At 71.0% G+C, this 15,127-nt stretch carries 12 protein-coding genes; 8 read left to right on the top strand and 4 right to left on the bottom strand.

Annotation, left to right across the window (positions count from 1 at the left end):
• Positions 1-564, bottom strand: coding sequence for a two-component system response regulator (locus ACIRR9_RS32160; protein WP_403759016.1), 564 nt, complete (start codon positions 562-564; stop codon positions 1-3).
• On the bottom strand, positions 561-4,670 hold the full coding sequence (locus tag ACIRR9_RS32155; RefSeq protein WP_403759013.1) for a HAMP domain-containing protein: 4,110 nt from the start codon (positions 4,668-4,670) through the stop codon (positions 561-563). The genes ACIRR9_RS32160 and ACIRR9_RS32155 overlap by 4 nt, the downstream gene beginning before the upstream one ends.
• Positions 4,671-4,772: 102 nt before the next feature.
• Between ACIRR9_RS32155 and ACIRR9_RS32150 the strand changes: the two genes are divergently transcribed.
• Positions 4,773-6,725 (top strand): SpoIIE family protein phosphatase, encoded by a 1,953-nt coding sequence (locus ACIRR9_RS32150; protein ID WP_403759011.1) that lies wholly within the window; start codon positions 4,773-4,775, stop codon positions 6,723-6,725.
• Between the two features lie 44 nt (positions 6,726-6,769).
• Positions 6,770-8,002 carry a radical SAM family heme chaperone HemW gene (gene hemW, locus ACIRR9_RS32145; protein ID WP_365349389.1) on the top strand — a complete coding sequence of 411 codons (1,233 nt, stop codon included), beginning with the start codon at positions 6,770-6,772 and terminating at the stop codon, positions 8,000-8,002.
• A gap of 33 nt (positions 8,003-8,035) precedes the next feature.
• Here the strand turns inward: hemW and ACIRR9_RS32140 are convergent, their stop codons facing one another.
• Positions 8,036-8,851, bottom strand: a complete 816-nt coding sequence (locus ACIRR9_RS32140) for a DUF3097 domain-containing protein (RefSeq protein WP_403759008.1) — start codon at positions 8,849-8,851, stop codon at positions 8,036-8,038.
• A gap of 31 nt (positions 8,852-8,882) precedes the next feature.
• Positions 8,883-9,608: an MBL fold metallo-hydrolase gene (locus tag ACIRR9_RS32135; RefSeq protein ID WP_403759005.1), complete on the bottom strand. Its 726-nt coding sequence runs from the start codon at positions 9,606-9,608 to the stop codon at positions 8,883-8,885.
• Between the two features lie 172 nt (positions 9,609-9,780).
• On the opposite strand from ACIRR9_RS32135, the gene hrcA reads away from it, so the two are divergent.
• The 6 genes from hrcA to ACIRR9_RS32105 all read left to right on the top strand — a co-directional run bounded on the left by hrcA (position 9,781) and on the right by ACIRR9_RS32105 (position 15,094).
• Positions 9,781-10,797: a heat-inducible transcriptional repressor HrcA gene (gene hrcA / locus ACIRR9_RS32130; RefSeq protein ID WP_123977055.1), complete on the top strand. Its 1,017-nt coding sequence runs from the start codon at positions 9,781-9,783 to the stop codon at positions 10,795-10,797.
• On the top strand, positions 10,798-11,934 hold the full coding sequence (dnaJ, locus tag ACIRR9_RS32125) for a molecular chaperone DnaJ (RefSeq protein WP_365349395.1): 1,137 nt from the start codon (positions 10,798-10,800) through the stop codon (positions 11,932-11,934).
• A gap of 217 nt (positions 11,935-12,151) precedes the next feature.
• Positions 12,152-13,231, top strand: coding sequence for a nitronate monooxygenase (locus ACIRR9_RS32120; RefSeq protein WP_403759001.1), 1,080 nt, complete (start codon positions 12,152-12,154; stop codon positions 13,229-13,231).
• Entirely contained in the window at positions 13,228-13,986 is a 759-nt protein-coding gene (locus tag ACIRR9_RS32115) for a 16S rRNA (uracil(1498)-N(3))-methyltransferase (protein WP_403758998.1), read from the top strand. The genes ACIRR9_RS32120 and ACIRR9_RS32115 overlap by 4 nt, the downstream gene beginning before the upstream one ends.
• 28 nt (positions 13,987-14,014) lie before the next feature.
• Positions 14,015-14,407: a VOC family protein gene (locus tag ACIRR9_RS32110; RefSeq protein ID WP_365349401.1), complete on the top strand. Its 393-nt coding sequence runs from the start codon at positions 14,015-14,017 to the stop codon at positions 14,405-14,407.
• 117 nt (positions 14,408-14,524) lie between these two features.
• Positions 14,525-15,094, top strand: coding sequence for a hypothetical protein (locus ACIRR9_RS32105; protein WP_403758993.1), 570 nt, complete (start codon positions 14,525-14,527; stop codon positions 15,092-15,094).
• Positions 15,095-15,127: the final 33 nt, after the last annotated feature.

Genomic DNA, 15,127 nt, shown 5'->3' with positions numbered 1-15,127 from the left:
TCAGTAAGACCGTTCAGCTCTGCTCAACAGTCGACGTAGCTCCCGGGCTTCTTCTCGTAGCGTTGCTACGTCGACGGGTTCCTCGGACAAGTGGTCCTCCAGTCCCGCCAACCGCTTGCTCAGCTCGCTGAAATCCTCCTGTTCCCGGGCCAGCAGCGTCTGCAGCTGCTGGTTCTTCCGGTGCAGTTCCAGGAAGACGTTGACCTTCGCCCGCAGCACCCACGGATCGAACGGCTTCGTCAGATAGTCGGCCGCGCCCGTCGCGTAACCGCGGAACGCGTATCCCGCGTCCTCCTCCGCGCCCGTCAGGAAGATGATCGGCACGTCTTTCGTCTGGTCGAGGCGTTTGATGTTCGCGGCTGTCTCGAAGCCGTCCATGCCCGGCATGCGGATGTCGAGGAGGACCACGGCGAAGCGGCGGCGCAGCAGGGCCTTCATCGCCTCCTCGCCGGAACGCGCCCGTACTATCGGCTCGTTCAGCGATCCCAGGACGGCTTCGAGCGCGATCAGGTTGTCCTCCATGTCGTCGACCACGAGGATGCCCGCACGTTCGTCAGCGATCATTGCTCCGTCCGTTCCTCGTCGGCCGTGCCGCCGTCGGCGGTGGCGGGGTTCTCGGGGTCCAGGAGCGCGCAGACGACGGTGAGCAGCCGGTCGACGTCCACCGGCTTGGGCACGTAGTCATTGGCGCCGCGCGCGATGGACTTCTCCCGGTCACCGGGCATCGCCTTCGCGGTGAGGGCGACGATCGGCAGGCCGGTCCATCGGGGGGCGCGGCGGACGGCCGCGATGGTCTCGTAGCCGTCCATCTCCGGCATCATGATGTCCATCAGGACCAGTTCGACGTCCGGATTGCGTTCGAGGGTCTCGATGCCCTCCCGGCCGTTCTCCGCGTACAGCACCGGCATGCCGACGCGGCCCAGCACGTGGGTGAGCGCGAAGACGTTGCGGATGTCGTCGTCGATGATCAGGACGCGGCGGCCGGGGAGGATCCGGCCCGGGCGGCCGGTCTGCCAGGCCTCCAGCCTGGCCGGCGTCGGCCAGGAGTCCTCGGTGTCGGGGGCGGCGGCCGGGGCGGGGCCGAGGGCCGGCAGGGCGTGGGCCTCCGAGGTCGGGCCCGCCGCCGTGTGGCCGGGGCTGACGACCGGGACGTACAGCGTGAACGTCGAGCCCTTGCCGGGTTCGCTCTCGGCGACGATACGGCCGCCCAGCAGGCCCGCGATCTCCCGGCTGATGGACAGGCCGAGGCCGGTGCCGCCGTACTTGCGGTTCGTGGTGCCGTCGGCCTGCTGGAACGCCTCGAAGATCACCGGGAGTTTCTCGGCGGCGATCCCGATGCCGGTGTCCGACACCTCGAAGGCGATCACCTCGTCGCTGTCACCGACATAGTGGTGCTCGGGGTCCTTGACCCGGGCCACCCGCAGTTCCACCCGCCCCTTGGCGGTGAACTTGGTCGCGTTGGAGAGCAGGTTGCGCAGGATCTGCTGGAGGCGTTGTTCGTCCGAGTACATCTCGCGCGGTACGTCCTCGCCGACGGTCACCTCGAAGGCCAGGCCCCGGTCCAGGGTGAGTGGGCGGAAGGTCGCGTGGACGTAGTCGAGGAGTTTGATCAGGGGCAGGCGTTTGGGGCGTACGTCCATCCGGCCGGCCTCGATCTTCGACAGGTCCAGGATGTCGTTGATGAGCTGGAGCAGGTCTGAGCCCGAGCGGTGGATCGTCGTCGCGAACTGGACCTCCTGGTCGGAGAGACGGCCGTCGGGGTTGTCGGACAGCAGACGGGCGAGGATCAGCAGGGAGTTCAGCGGGGTGCGCAGTTCGTGGGACATGTTCGCCAGGAACTCGGACTTGTACTGCGAAGACGTCGCCAGCAGGGCTGCTTTCTCCTCCAGTTCCGCGTTCGAGTGCTGCAGTTCCGCCTGTTGTTTCTGGAGTTCGTCCGAACGTTCCTGGAGTTGCATCGCCAGCCGCTGCGACTCGCCGAGCAGGGACTCCGTACGCGAGTTGGCGATGATCGTGTTGATCGCGACGCCGATGGTGTTGACGAACTGGTCGAAGAACGCGAGGTGGACGTCCGAGAAGCGGGAGAAGGAGGCCAGCTCGATCACGCCGAGGAGTTTGTCCTCGAAGAGGATCGGGATGATGACGATCGTCGTCGGGGCGGCTTCGCCGAGACCGCTGTTGATCTTGATGTAGTCCGGTGGTGCCTCCTCGACGAGGATCCGCTTCTTCTCGCGGGCCGCCTGGCGGACCAGGCCGTGCACCGGCAGGCCGCCGGTCTCGACGGTCGCGCCCTGGGCCGAGCCGTAGCCGGCGATGAACGCCAGGCCCTTCGCCGGTACGGCGGTGGGCACGGCGGGGCCGTCCTCGTCCGGGTCGGCCAGGAAGAACGCGCCGTACTGGGCGTTCACCAGCGGGGTCAGTTCGCGCAGGATCAGGTCGGCGACCTCCATCAGGTCGCGGTGGCCCTGCATCAGCGCGGCCAGGCGGGCCAGGTTGGACTCCAGCCAGTCCTTCGCGCGGGTGGTCTCGCGAAGGTTGGCCACCATCAGGTTGATGTTGTCCTTCAGTTCGGCGACCTCGCCCTGCGTCTCGACGGTGATCGAGCGGGACATGTCGCCCTGGGCCACGGCGGAGGCGACTTCGGCGATCGCGCGGACCTGGGTGGTGAGGTTGAGCGCGAGTTCGTTCACGTTCGTCGTCAGGCGTTTCCAGGTGCCGTACACGCCCTCCACGCGTGCCTGGCCGCCCAGCTGGCCCTCGGAGCCAACTTCGCGGGCCACCCGTGTCACCTCGGACGAGAACGACGACAGTGTGTCGACCATGGTGTTGATGGTGGTCTTCAGTTCCAGGATCTCGCCGCGCGCGTCCACGTCGATCTTCTTCGACAGGTCGCCCTGTGCCACGGCCGTCGCCACCTGGGCGATGTTCCGCACCTGTGAGGTGAGGTTGTCGGCCATGTAGTTGACGTTGTCGGTCAGGTCCCGCCAGACCCCGGAGACGCCGAGCACCTGGGCCCGGCCGCCCAGCCGGCCGTCGGTGCCGACCTCGCGGGCCACCCGGGTCACCTCGTCGGCGAAGGCCCGCAGTTGTTCCACCATCGTGTTGACGGTGTCTTTCAACTCCAGGATCTCGCCGCGTGCGTCGACGGTGATTTTCTTGGAAAGATTGCCGTTGGCGACGGCTGTCGTCACCTGGGCGATGTTGCGGACCTGGGACGTCAGGTTCAACGCCATGAAGTTGACGTTGTCGGTGAGGTCTTTCCAGACGCCGGAGACGCCTCTGACCTGTGCCTGGCCGCCGAGGTTTCCTTCGGTGCCGACTTCGCGGGCGACGCGGGTGACTTCGTCGGCGAAGGCGGAGAGCTGGTCGACCATCGTGTTGATCGTCGATTTCAGTTCGAGAATCTCGCCCTTCGCCTCCACGGTGATCTTCTTGCCGAGATCGCCCTGGGCGACGGCCGTGGAGACAAGGGCGATGTTGCGGACCTGGGAGGTCAGGTTGTCGGCCATGAAGTTGACGTTGTCGGTGAGGTCTTTCCAGACGCCGGAGACGCCTCTGACCTGTGCCCGGCCGCCGAGGTTTCCTTCGGTGCCGACTTCGCGGGCGACGCGGGTGACTTCGTCGGCGAAGGCGGAGAGCTGGTCGACCATCGTGTTGATCGTCGATTTCAGTTCGAGAATCTCGCCCTGGGCGTCGACCATGATTTTCTGCGAAAGGTCGCCGTTGGCGACGGCTGTCGTCACCTGGGCGATGTTGCGGACCTGGGACGTCAGATTCGACGCCATGAAGTTGACGTTGTCGGTGAGGTCCTTCCAGACGCCGGAAACGCCCCGCACCTGTGCGCGGCCGCCCAGCTGCCCCTCGGTGCCGACCTCGCGGGCGACGCGGGTGACCTCGTCGGCGAACGCGGACAGCTGGTCGACCATGGTGTTGACGGTGAGCTTCAGTTCCAGGAGTTCGCCTGTCGCCTCGACGGTCACCGTGCGGGTCAGGTCGCCGCGGGCCACCGCCGTCGTCACCAGGGCGATGTCGCGGACCTGGGCGGTCAGCCGGGACGCCATGGTGTTGACGGCCTCGGTCACGTCCCGCCAGCTTCCCGACAGACGCTGCACCTTGGCCCGGCCGCCGAGCCGCCCCTCGGTGCCGACCTCGCGCGCGACCCGGGTCACCTCCCCGGTGAACAGGGACAGCTGATCGACCATCTTGTTCACCGTGCTGCCCAGCCGGCGCAGATCACCGCGTAACTGCCGGCTGCCGTCGTGCAGATCGACCCGCTGGGTGAGATCGCCGCCGGCCACCGCGTCCAGCACGCGCGTGGCGTTCGCCGCCGGGGCGACCAGGGCGTCGAGGACCTGGTTGACGTCGTTGACACGGGACGTCCAGGCGCCCTGGCCGGGACTCGCCGACAGCCGCTCGTCGAGGCGGCCGTGCCGTACGAGCTCCCGTTTCACGCGTTGCACATCGGTGTTGAAGTGCACGCTGCGGTCCATGATCTGGTTGTAGACCGCGGTGAGTTCGGCGACGATCCCCTCTCCGGTCTCCGGCACTTTGCTGAAGTCGCCGTCGCGGGCGGCGGTCATCGCGGCGAGCAGAGGGCGTAACTCGGATGCTCGGAGTTGTTCCGGTTTCTGTCCGTCTTCGAGCACACGCGTAGCACTGTTCTCACTCATGGCGGCCCACTTCGGTAACTCGGTGCTTATGGGCGCAGTCAGTCTGTCACTCTGTCCGCATCGATCGGGATGTATTCGTCCGAACTGCTCGGGGAGCTGGACATGGGGGCCATACCCACGCAACGGGAGACCGTCTCCCGGGTCCGTGAGGCGCCTGCGCACGAGAGCACGGGCCCGCGTGCGCAGGGGCGTGCGACCCTGCCCGGGAGCCCCCTCGCGCCGGGTTCCGCCCGCGCGCTGGTGCGCGCCTCCCTCGACGAGTGGATCGACTGCGGCCTGCTGGACCGGGACCGGCCGGGTCAGGAACGGCTGGGCCGGGAACAGGCGCGGATCGCCGAGGACGTCATGGTCGTCGTCAGCGAACTCGTCACCAACGCCGTCGTCCACGCCGGCACGGACGTCGAGGTCGACTGGTGGCTGGAGGCGGGGGAGGAGACGGCGTTCGTCGTCGAGGTCACCGACCACCATCCCTCCCGCGCCCCGCGCGACCACCCGGGCGAGACGCCGTACGAGACCCCGGAGTACGGGCGCGGGCTGCGTCTGGTCGCCTCGCTCGCCGAGTCCTGGGGCGTGACGTACCGGACCGGCGCGAAGACGGTGTGGGCGCGGCTGACGGGCCGCGGCGGCACGCTCCCCGACGAGCAGGAGCTGAAGGTCGCCGAGATCCTCGCGCCCGAGCCTCCCGCAGGCTCGGACGACCTCGCGCGGGGGTGCCCCCATCGCCCCGAACGGGACCACGACTGGCTCAACCGGGGCGCCCTGTCCTTCCTCGCCGAGGCCTCCGACCTGCTCGCCGGGCAGCTCGACGAGAACCTGGTCGCCGCGCTCACCGGACAGCTGATCGTGCCCAGGCTCGCGGACTGGTGCGCGGTGTGGCTGGAGGACGAGGCGACCGTGCGCGGGGGCGGCTGGAGCGACCCCGCCGGTGCGGGCGGGCCGCGGCTGGCCCGGGTCTGGCACGGCAGCGAGAACCGCATCGAGGAGCTGCGCCGGGTCCTGGAGAAGGATCCGCCCTGCGCGAGGGAGGGCTTACGGTCCGGGCCCGAGCCGTATCCCTGGCCCCGTGCGGCGTTCGGCCCGCAGGGCGCCCACGGCTCGGCGCTCGCCTACCGGCTGATCGCGGGCGGCCGCCCGCTCGGCACACTGGTCATCGGACGTTCCGGCCCCGACGCCTTCCCCGACGAGATCACCGGTCTGGTGGAGGACTTCGGCCGGCGGGTCGCCCTCGCCATCGGCGCGGCCCGCCAGTACGCCCGCCAGGCCACCATCAGCGCCGTACTGCAGCGCGGACTGCTGCCCGGCGCGGTCGCCGAGATCCCGGGGCTGAGCAGTGCGCTCGTCTACGAACCCTGCGACAAGGGCGGGCCCAGCGGCGACTTCTACGACCTGTTCCCGGCCGGGGACGGCCGCTGGTGCTTCGCCGTCGGCGACGTCCAGGGCAAGGGCCCCGAGGCCGCTGTCGTCATCGGGCTGGCCCGCCCCTGGCTGCGGCTCCTCGCCCGTGAGGGCTACCGGGTCGCCGACGTCCTGGACCGCCTCAACCAGCTCCTCCTCGACGACGCCACGGAGGCCGCCGACGCGGCCGCCCGCGCCCTGGTCGCCGCCGGCGGCCGCCCGTCGCCGCCCGGCGACGGCCCGCAGACGCGTTTCCTCTCCCTCCTGTACGGCGAGCTCACGCCTCTGGAGGGGGGCGGTGTCCGCTGCACCCTCGCCTCCGCGGGACACCCGCTGCCGCTGCTCCTCGGCCCGGACGGGGAGGTCCGTACCGCCGCCTGCCCCCAGACCCTGCTCGGGGTCGTCGAGGACGAGACGTACATCAGCGAGACCATCGAGCTCGCGCCCGGCGACAGCCTGCTGTGTGTGACCGACGGGGTCACCGAGCGCCGTTCCGGCTCCCGCCAGTTCGACGACGGCGACGGGCTGGCGCAGGCGCTGGCCGGCTGCGCGGGGCTGAGTGCCGAGCTGATCGCCGAGCGGATCAGACGGCTCGTCCACGAGTTCGGCGGCGGCCAGCCGGAGGACGACCTGGCGCTGCTGGTGCTCCAGGCCGAGTGAACGGCCGGACGGGTGCGGGGCGCGGGTGCGGGACAATGGAGGACATGCCTTCCGCACTTCCCGACGGCGAGCCCGTCCCCGACGACGGCGCGCTGCCCGCCTCCGCGCTCGCCGGTGCCGCCGACCGCCCCCTCGGGTTCTACCTGCACGTCCCCTACTGCGCGACCCGCTGCGGCTACTGCGACTTCAACACGTACACGGCGACCGAGCTGCGCGGCACCGGCGGTGTCCTCGCCTCCCGCGACAACTACGCCGACACGCTGATCGACGAGGTCAGGCTGGCGAGGAAGGTCCTTGGCGACGATCCGCGCGAGGTGCGGACCGTGTTCGTCGGGGGCGGTACGCCGACGCTGCTGGCGGCCGGCGATCTCGTACGGATGCTGGGCGCGATCCGTGACGAGTTCGGGCTGGCGGCCGACGCGGAGGTGACGACGGAGGCGAACCCGGAGTCCGTCGACCCGGCCTATCTGGCGACCCTGCGGGAGGGCGGTTTCAACCGGATCTCCTTCGGCATGCAGAGCGCGAGACAGCATGTGCTGCGGGTCCTCGACCGGACCCACACCCCCGGGCGCCCCGAGGCGTGTGTCGCCGAGGCCCGTGCGGCCGGCTTCGAACATGTCAACCTCGATCTGATCTACGGCACCCCGGGCGAGTCCGACGACGACTGGCGGGCCTCGCTGGACGCGGCGATCGGGGCCGGACCCGACCATGTGTCGGCGTACGCGCTGATCGTCGAGGAGGGCACGCAGCTCGCGCGGCGGATCCGCCGGGGCGAGGTCCCGATGACCGACGACGACGTCCACGCCGACCGCTATCTGATCGCGGAGTCGGTGCTGACGGGGGCGGGCTTCGACTGGTACGAGGTGTCCAACTGGGCGACCTCCGAGGCGGCCCGCTGCCTGCACAACGAGCTGTACTGGCGGGGCGCCGACTGGTGGGGCGCCGGGCCGGGGGCGCACTCGCACGTGGGCGGGGTGCGCTGGTGGAACGTCAAGCATCCGGGGGCGTACGCGGCGGCACTGGCGTCGGGGCGGTCGCCGGGTGCCGGACGCGAGGTCCTGGCGGACGAGGACCGGCGGGTGGAGCGGATCCTGCTGGAGCTGCGGCTGCGGGAGGGGGTGCCGCTGGGGCTCCTGAAGGAGGAGGGGCTCAGGGCGTCGCGCCGGGCGCTGTCGGACGGGCTGCTGGTGCGGGAGGCGTACGACGAGGGGCGGGCCGTGCTGACGCTGCGGGGCCGGCTGCTGGCGGACGCGGTGGTGCGGGACCTGGTGGACTGACCGGACCGGCCGGACCGACCAGACCGGCCGGGGTCAGGCCCCGCCGCTGCCCGTGACGAAGTCGATCAGCTCCTCGACCCGCCCCAGCAGCTCCGGTTCCAGGTCCTTGTAGGAGCCCACGCGCGCGAGGACCGCCTGCCACACCGCGCCCGTGTTGTCGGAGGGCCAGCCGAGGGCCCGGCAGACGCCGGTCTTCCAGTCCTGGCCGTGCGGGACGCGCGGCCATGCCTCGATGCCCAGGGAGGACGGCTTCACCGCCTCCCAGATGTCGATGTAGGGGTGGCCGACCACCAGGGCGTGGGCGCTGGTGACCGACCGGGCGATGCGCCATTCCTTCGTGCCGGGGAGCAGGTGGTCGACGAGGACGCCCAGGCGGGCGTCGGGGCCCGGGGCGAATTCGGCCACGATGGAGGGCAGGTCGTCGACGCCCTCCAGGTACTCCACGACCACGCCCTCGATGCGCAGGTCGTCGCCCCAGACCTTCTCGACGAGTTCCGCGTCGTGGCGGCCCTCCACGTAGATGCGGCCCGCGCGGGCGACACGCGCGCGTGCGCCGGGGACGGCGACCGAGCCGGAGGCGGTGCGGGAGGGGCGTACCGGACCCCCGGACGCGGGCCTCACCAGGGTGACGGCCCGGCCCTCCAGGAGGAAGCCGCGCGGCTCCAGCGGGAAGACCCGGTGCTTGCCGAAGCGGTCCTCCAGGGTGACCGTGCCCGCCTCGCAGCGGATCACCGCGCCGCAGAAACCCGTGCCGGGCTCCTCCACCACCAGACCGGGTTCGGCGGCCACCTCCGGCACCGGCTTCGGCTTCTTCCACGGCGGGGTCAGGTCGGCGGAGTACTGGCGCATTCGGATGACGATAGGAGAAGCCCGGCCACGGTCACCGCGACACGCCGAAACGGGCCGCCAGGGTGTCGCGTTGTGCCCGTACGAACGCCGCGTCCACCACCGCTCCGTGACCGGGCACGTACAGGGCGCGATCGCCGCCGAGCGACAGGAGGCGGTCCAGGGCCGCGGGCCATCGGGACGGTACGGCGTCGGGGCCGGCCTGCGGATCGCCGGACTCCTCCACCAGGTCGCCGCAGAACACCACCTCCGGGTCGCCGGGGACGAGGACCGCGAGGTCCTGCGGTGTGTGGCCGGGCCCCACGTTGGCCAGCAGGGCCTGGCGGCCGTCGCCGAGGTCCAGGGTCCACTCGCCGGAGACCAGATGGCGGGGGCGCGGCAGGGCGTCGGCCGCCTCCTCGGCCTCCGGGGCCGGCAGGCCGTTGCGGATCGCGTCCAGGCGGAGTTCCCCGCGGTCGTGGGCGAGGACGGCCTCCGTGCCCACCGCCGCGTACAGTTCCGCGTCCGCGAAGGCGGCCGCGCCGAAGACATGGTCGAAGTGCGGATGGGTGAGCGCGAGATGGGTCACACGGCGGCCGGCGAGCTCCTGCGCCTGCGTACGCAACCGCGCGCCCTCCGCCAGACTCGATCCGGCGTCCACCATCAGGGCCGTGCCCGCGCCGAGAACCAGCCCCGCCGTGCAGTCCCAGCCCGGCAGCCGGCACCGGCCGACCCCTTCGGCCAGCCGCTCCCAGCCCAGCTCTTCCCAAGTCACCGTCATGCCGCGACGCTAGCCGTAGAACGTCACGGGTCCTGACCGACCTTGCCCAGTCAGTACCCGGCAGCCGTACACTTGGCCGGGGATGCTGGCACTCGGGATCGCAGAGTGCCAGACGAAAGACCCGAAGGACCCGAAAGGCCGCGGGGACGACTTTCTGGAGGTGTGGCGCTGGATGCTGAGTGAACGCAGGCTTCAGGTATTGCGCGCCATCGTCCAGGACTATGTCGGAACCGAGGAGCCGGTCGGGTCGAAGGCGCTGACCGAGCGGCACAACCTCGGTGTCTCCCCGGCGACCGTGCGCAACGACATGGCCGCCCTGGAGGACGAGGGGTACATCGCCCAGCCGCACACCAGCGCCGGGCGGATCCCCACCGACAAGGGCTACCGGCTGTTCGTCGACAAGCTGGCCGGCGTCAAGCCGATGAGCGCGCCCGAGCGGCGGGCCATCCAGAACTTCCTCGACGGCGCCGTCGATCTCGACGACGTCGTGGCGCGGACCGTGCGGCTGCTGGCGCAGCTGACGCGGCAGGTCGCGGTCGTGCAGTACCCGTCGCTGACGCGGTCCACCGTGCGGCACGTGGAACTGCTCGCGCTGGCTCCGGCCCGGCTGATGCTGGTGCTGATCACCGACACCGGGCGGGTCGAGCAGCGGATGGTCGACTGCCCGGCGCCGTTCGGGGAGTCGTCGCTGGCGGATCTGCGGGCGCGGCTGAACAGCCGGGTCGCGGGGCGCCGGTTCTCGGACGTTCCCCGGCTGGTGGAAGACCTGCCGGAGGCTTTCGAGGCCGAGGACCGCGGTACGGTCTCGGCGGTGCTCTCCACGCTGATGGAGACGCTCGTCGAGGAGAACGAGGAGCGGCTGGTGATCGGCGGGACCGCCAATCTCACCCGCTTCGGGCATGACTTTCCCCTCATGATCCGGCCCGTCCTGGAGGCGCTGGAGGAGCATGTCGTGCTCCTCAAGCTCATGGGCGAGGCCGGGGATTCGGGCATGACCGTACGCATCGGTCACGAGAACGCCTATGAGGGACTCAACTCCACGTCCGTGGTGTCGGTCGGCTACGGTTCGGGCGGCGAGGCACTCGCCAAGCTCGGCGTGGTCGGACCGACCCGCATGGATTACCCGGGAACGATGGGAGCGGTACGAGCGGTGGCACGGTACGTCGGACAGATCCTGGCGGAGTCGTAAGTGGCCACGGACTACTACGCCGTTCTCGGCGTGCGCCGCGACGCGTCGCAGGAAGAGATCAAGAAGGCCTTCCGGCGGCTCGCGCGCGAGCTGCACCCGGACGTCAACCCGGATCCGAAGACCCAGGAGCGGTTCAAGGAGATCAACGCCGCTTACGAGGTGCTCTCCGACCCGCAGAAGAAGCAGGTCTACGACCTCGGCGGCGACCCGCTCTCGCAGAGCGGCGGCGCGGGCGCGGGCGGCTTCGGGGCCGGCGGGTTCGGGAACTTCTCGGACATCATGGACGCGTTCTTCGGTACGGCGTCGCAGCGCGGGCCGCGCTCGCGTACCCGCCGTGGCCAGGACGCCATGATCCGGATCGAGGTCGAGCTCGACGAGGCGGCCTTCGGTACGACCAAGGACATCCAGGTCGACACGGCGATCGTCTGCAACACCTGCAACGGTGAGGGCGCGGCGCCGGGCACCACCGCCCAGACCTGCGACATGTGCCGGGGCCGGGGTGAGGTCTCGCAGGTGACGCGGTCCTTCCTCGGGCAGGTCATGACCTCCCGGCCCTGCCCGCAGTGCCAGGGGTTCGGGACCGTCGTGCCGACGCCGTGCCCCGAGTGCGCGGGTGACGGGCGGGTGCGGTCGCGGCGGACGCTGACCGTGAAGATCCCGGCCGGTGTAGACAACGGCACACGGATCCAGCTCGCCGGTGAGGGCGAGGTCGGTCCGGGCGGCGGTCCCGCCGGTGACCTGTACGTCGAGATCCACGAGCTGCCGCACTCCACGTTCCAGCGGCGCGGGGACGATCTGCACTGCACGGTGACGATCCCGATGACGGCGGCCTCGCTCGGTACGAAGGTGCCGCTGGAGACGCTGGACGGGATGGAGGAGGTCGACATCCGGCCGGGCACGCAGTCCGGGCAGTCGATCCCGCTGCACGGGCGCGGTGTCACGCATCTGCGGGGCGGCGGCCGGGGCGACCTGATCGTGCACGTCGAGGTGACGACGCCGACGAAGCTGGACCCCGAGCAGGAGCGGTTGCTGCGGGAGCTCGCGAAGCTGCGCGGCGAGGAGCGGCCGACGGGGCAGTTCCAGCCGGGCCAGCAGGGTCTGTTCAGCCGGCTGAAGGACGCGTTCAACGGGCGTTGACGGGTGGCCGCCAGGGGGCCCCGCCCCCTGGACCCCCGAGGCCTTCGCCCACCCACCACCCGACTCGGTTCGCCGAAGGGCGAGGCCTTCGCCCGACTCGGTTCGGCCGAAGGTGAGGCTCGGGTCGAAGGTGAGGCCTTCGACCCCGATATATCTGGCATGTGCCAAGGCGGCGGCCCGATTCGGACTTGTTCGGAGGACGTGACAACATGCCGTCATGTCCTCCGCGCTGACCGATCTCTTCCCCCTTCCGATCGTGCAGGCCCCCATGGCGGGCGGGGTCTCCGTGCCGCAGCTCGCCGCCGCCGTGTCCGAGGCGGGCGGGCTGGGGTTCCTCGCCGCCGGGTACAAGACCGCCGACGGGATGTACCAGGAGATCAAGCAGTTGCGGGGGCTGACCGGCCGTCCCTTCGGCGTGAACCTCTTCATGCCGCAGCCGGAGTACGCCGAGTCCGGGGCCGTGGAGGTCTACGCGCATCAGCTGGCCGGTGAGGCCGCCTGGTACGAGACCGAGCTCGGCGACCCGGACAGCGGCCGGGACGACGGGTACGAGGCCAAGCTGGCCGTACTGCTCGACAACCCGGTGGCCGCGGCCTCGTTCCACTTCGGTGTCCCGAGCCCGGAGGTCCTCGACTCCCTGCGCCGCGCGGGCACCCTGACCCTCGTCACCGCGACCACCGCCGAGGAGGCCCTCGCCGTCGAGCGGGCCGGGGCGGACGCGGTGATCGCGCAGGGCGTGGAGGCCGGGGGACACCAGGGCACACACCGGGACGTGCAGGAGAACGACGGGTCCGGGATCGGGCTGCTGTCGCTGATCGCCCAGATACGGGAGACGGTGGGTATCCCCGTCGTCGCCGCCGGCGGCATCATGCGCGGCAGCCAGATCGCCGCCGTGCTGGCCGCGGGGGCGAGCGCCGCCCAGCTGGGTACGGCCTTCCTCGCCACCCCCGAGTCCGGCGCCACCGAGCTGCACAAGCAGGCGCTGACCAACCCGCTGTTCACCCGGACCGAACTGACCCGGGCGTTCTCCGGACGGCCCGCCCGCGGTCTCGTCAACCGCTTCCTGCGCGAGCACGGCCCGTACGCGCCCGCCGCCTACCCGGAGGTCCACCACCTCACCTCCCCGTTGCGCAAGGCCGCCGCCAGGGCCGGGGACGCGCAGGGCATGGCGCTGTGGGCCGGGCAGGGGCACCGGATGGCCCGGGAGCTGCCCGCCGGACAGCTGGTGGAGATCCTCGCCGAGGAACTCGCCGCCGCGTCGACAGCGTTGTCCACCAAGGAGGGGGAGGAGCGATGACCGCCCCTGTGTTCGTGCTCGACCCGCTGGTCGTGCCCGACTTCTCCGGCGGCGAGGTCGTCCTGGACGGGCCCGAAGGACGCCACGCGGTCTCCGTGAAGCGGCTGCAGCCCGGTGAGGACGTCATCCTCACCGACGGGCGCGGACGCTGGATCGAGGGCGTCGTGCGCGCCGCCGAGGGCAAGGACCGGCTGGTCGTGACGGGCCTGCACAGCGTCCAGGAGGAGCCCCTCCCGCAGCCCCGTATCACCGTCGTCCAGGCCCTCCCCAAGGGCGACCGCGGTGAGGTCGCCGTGGAGACCATGACCGAGGTCGGCGTCGACGCCATCGTGCCCTGGCAGGCTGCCCGCTGCATCACCCAGTGGAAGGGCGACAGGGGCCTCAGATCGCTCGCGAAGTGGCGGGGCACCGCCCGCGAGGCCGGCAAGCAGTCCCGCCGGGTGCGGTTCCCCAAGGTCGCGGACGCGGCGACGACCAAGCAGGTTGCCGCGCTTCTCGCCGGAGCCGACCTCGCCGCCGTCCTCCACTCCGACTTCGGGCACGAAAGCCTGCCGCTGGCCACCGCCCAACTGCCCGCCGAGGGCGAGATCGTGCTGGTCGTCGGGCCCGAAGGGGGCGTCGCCCGGGACGAGTTGGCACTCTTCGAGGAGGCGGGTGCGAAGGCGTACACCCTGGGGCCTACCGTGATGCGCACATCGACCGCGGGGACGGCGGCCGCGGCCCTGCTCCTGGGCCGCACCGGCCGGTGGTCCTGAACCGCACGACACTCCGGGGGAACACACCGTGGAACTCGCCCAGATCCGGCTGCTGGTCACCGACTTCGCCGCCTGCTACCGCTTCTACTGCGAGGTGCTCGGGCTGAAGCCGCAGTCGGGGGCGAGCGAAGGGCCGTACGAGAAGTTCAGCCCGCACGCCGGGTCCGCGGGGATCGCCCTGCAGGACCGGGCGATGATGGCCGCGATACTGGGCGAGCTGGGGGATTCCGCCACCGGGCACCGGTCGCTGGTGGTGCTGCGCGTCGACGACCTCGACACCTACTGCGAGCAGATCACCGCGCGGGGCGCCGTCCTGGTGCACGGCCCGGCGCCGATGACGGAACGCATGCGCGTCGCCCACCTCAAGGACCCGGAGGGGAACCTGGTGGAGCTGCAGGAGTGGCTGCTGCTCCGCACCTGACGACGGCCCCGGGCGCCACGGCACGCAGGACCGGTCCCCCCAGGGGGACATGACCGAACACGTGAGTGGCCGTATGCCCCCTACCGTCAGGGGCCCGGCGGTGGCAGGCTGCCCTCCATGGGGGCATTGAGACGGATTTGGCGTCGGCCGCGCGCAGCCAGGGTGGCCGCCGTGACGTGCCTTGCCGCGGTGGGCATCGGCGGCATGGTGGCCTGCCGGCCCAGCGACCTGAACACCGCGACGGTCGCGTACACCACCGACCAGACCGCCACCGCCGAGCTGAAACGGCAGCACGTCGACGTCAGTTGGCTCACCTGCACCGGCAACTACGGCTCCTCGGCGAAGGCGACGAAGGCGGCGCAGGCCACCAGGACGCCGTCCCCCTCCGAGACCACCGTCGTCTCCGTCGACTGCAAGGGGAAGACGAAGGACGGCCGGGCCATCACCGTGACCGGGCGGGTCACCAAGGCGGTCAGCGGGGCCTGTGTGCGCGGTGACCTCGTGGCCGAGGTCGGCGGCAAGGAGTGGTTCCATGTGAAGGGGCTCGGCAACTGCGATGCCACGCCCGGACCGTCGTACAGCTACCGGCCGCCCACGTACGGGCGGCAGCCCGGTCCCACCGTCACGGTCACCAGGACCATCTGGTGCCAGGGTGACCCCAAGTGCTGGCCCGTGCAGGGAAAGTGATCGAAACCGACCGCCGGGAACACGCCGTGGTGC

The sequence above is a fragment of the Streptomyces sp. NPDC101234 genome, from assembly GCF_044767525.1.
GTDB classification, from domain to species: Bacteria; Actinomycetota; Actinomycetes; order Streptomycetales; family Streptomycetaceae; genus Streptomyces; species Streptomyces sasae.
The sequence above is the reverse complement of the archived record's forward strand: the minus strand, read 5'-3'. Positions and strand labels throughout refer to the sequence as shown.

What these genes read in the sequence shown, in the direction of transcription:
- hrcA (WP_123977055.1), top strand. Translation starts at nt 9,781, where the DNA reads ATGCTGAGTGAACGCAGGCTTCAGGTATTGCGCGCCATCGTCCAGGAC.
- ACIRR9_RS32120 (WP_403759001.1), top strand. Translation starts at nt 12,152, where the DNA reads ATGTCCTCCGCGCTGACCGATCTCTTCCCCCTTCCGATCGTGCAGGCC.
- ACIRR9_RS32105 (WP_403758993.1), top strand. Translation starts at nt 14,525, where the DNA reads ATGGGGGCATTGAGACGGATTTGGCGTCGGCCGCGCGCAGCCAGGGTG.
- ACIRR9_RS32135 (WP_403759005.1), bottom strand. Translation starts at nt 9,608, where the DNA reads ATGACGGTGACTTGGGAAGAGCTGGGCTGGGAGCGGCTGGCCGAAGGG.
- ACIRR9_RS32155 (WP_403759013.1), bottom strand. Translation starts at nt 4,670, where the DNA reads ATGAGTGAGAACAGTGCTACGCGTGTGCTCGAAGACGGACAGAAACCG.
- ACIRR9_RS32115 (WP_403758998.1), top strand. Translation starts at nt 13,228, where the DNA reads ATGACCGCCCCTGTGTTCGTGCTCGACCCGCTGGTCGTGCCCGACTTC.
- ACIRR9_RS32140 (WP_403759008.1), bottom strand. Translation starts at nt 8,851, where the DNA reads ATGCGCCAGTACTCCGCCGACCTGACCCCGCCGTGGAAGAAGCCGAAG.
- hemW (WP_365349389.1), top strand. Translation starts at nt 6,770, where the DNA reads ATGCCTTCCGCACTTCCCGACGGCGAGCCCGTCCCCGACGACGGCGCG.
- ACIRR9_RS32160 (WP_403759016.1), bottom strand. Translation starts at nt 564, where the DNA reads ATGATCGCTGACGAACGTGCGGGCATCCTCGTGGTCGACGACATGGAG.
- ACIRR9_RS32150 (WP_403759011.1), top strand. Translation starts at nt 4,773, where the DNA reads ATGGGGGCCATACCCACGCAACGGGAGACCGTCTCCCGGGTCCGTGAG.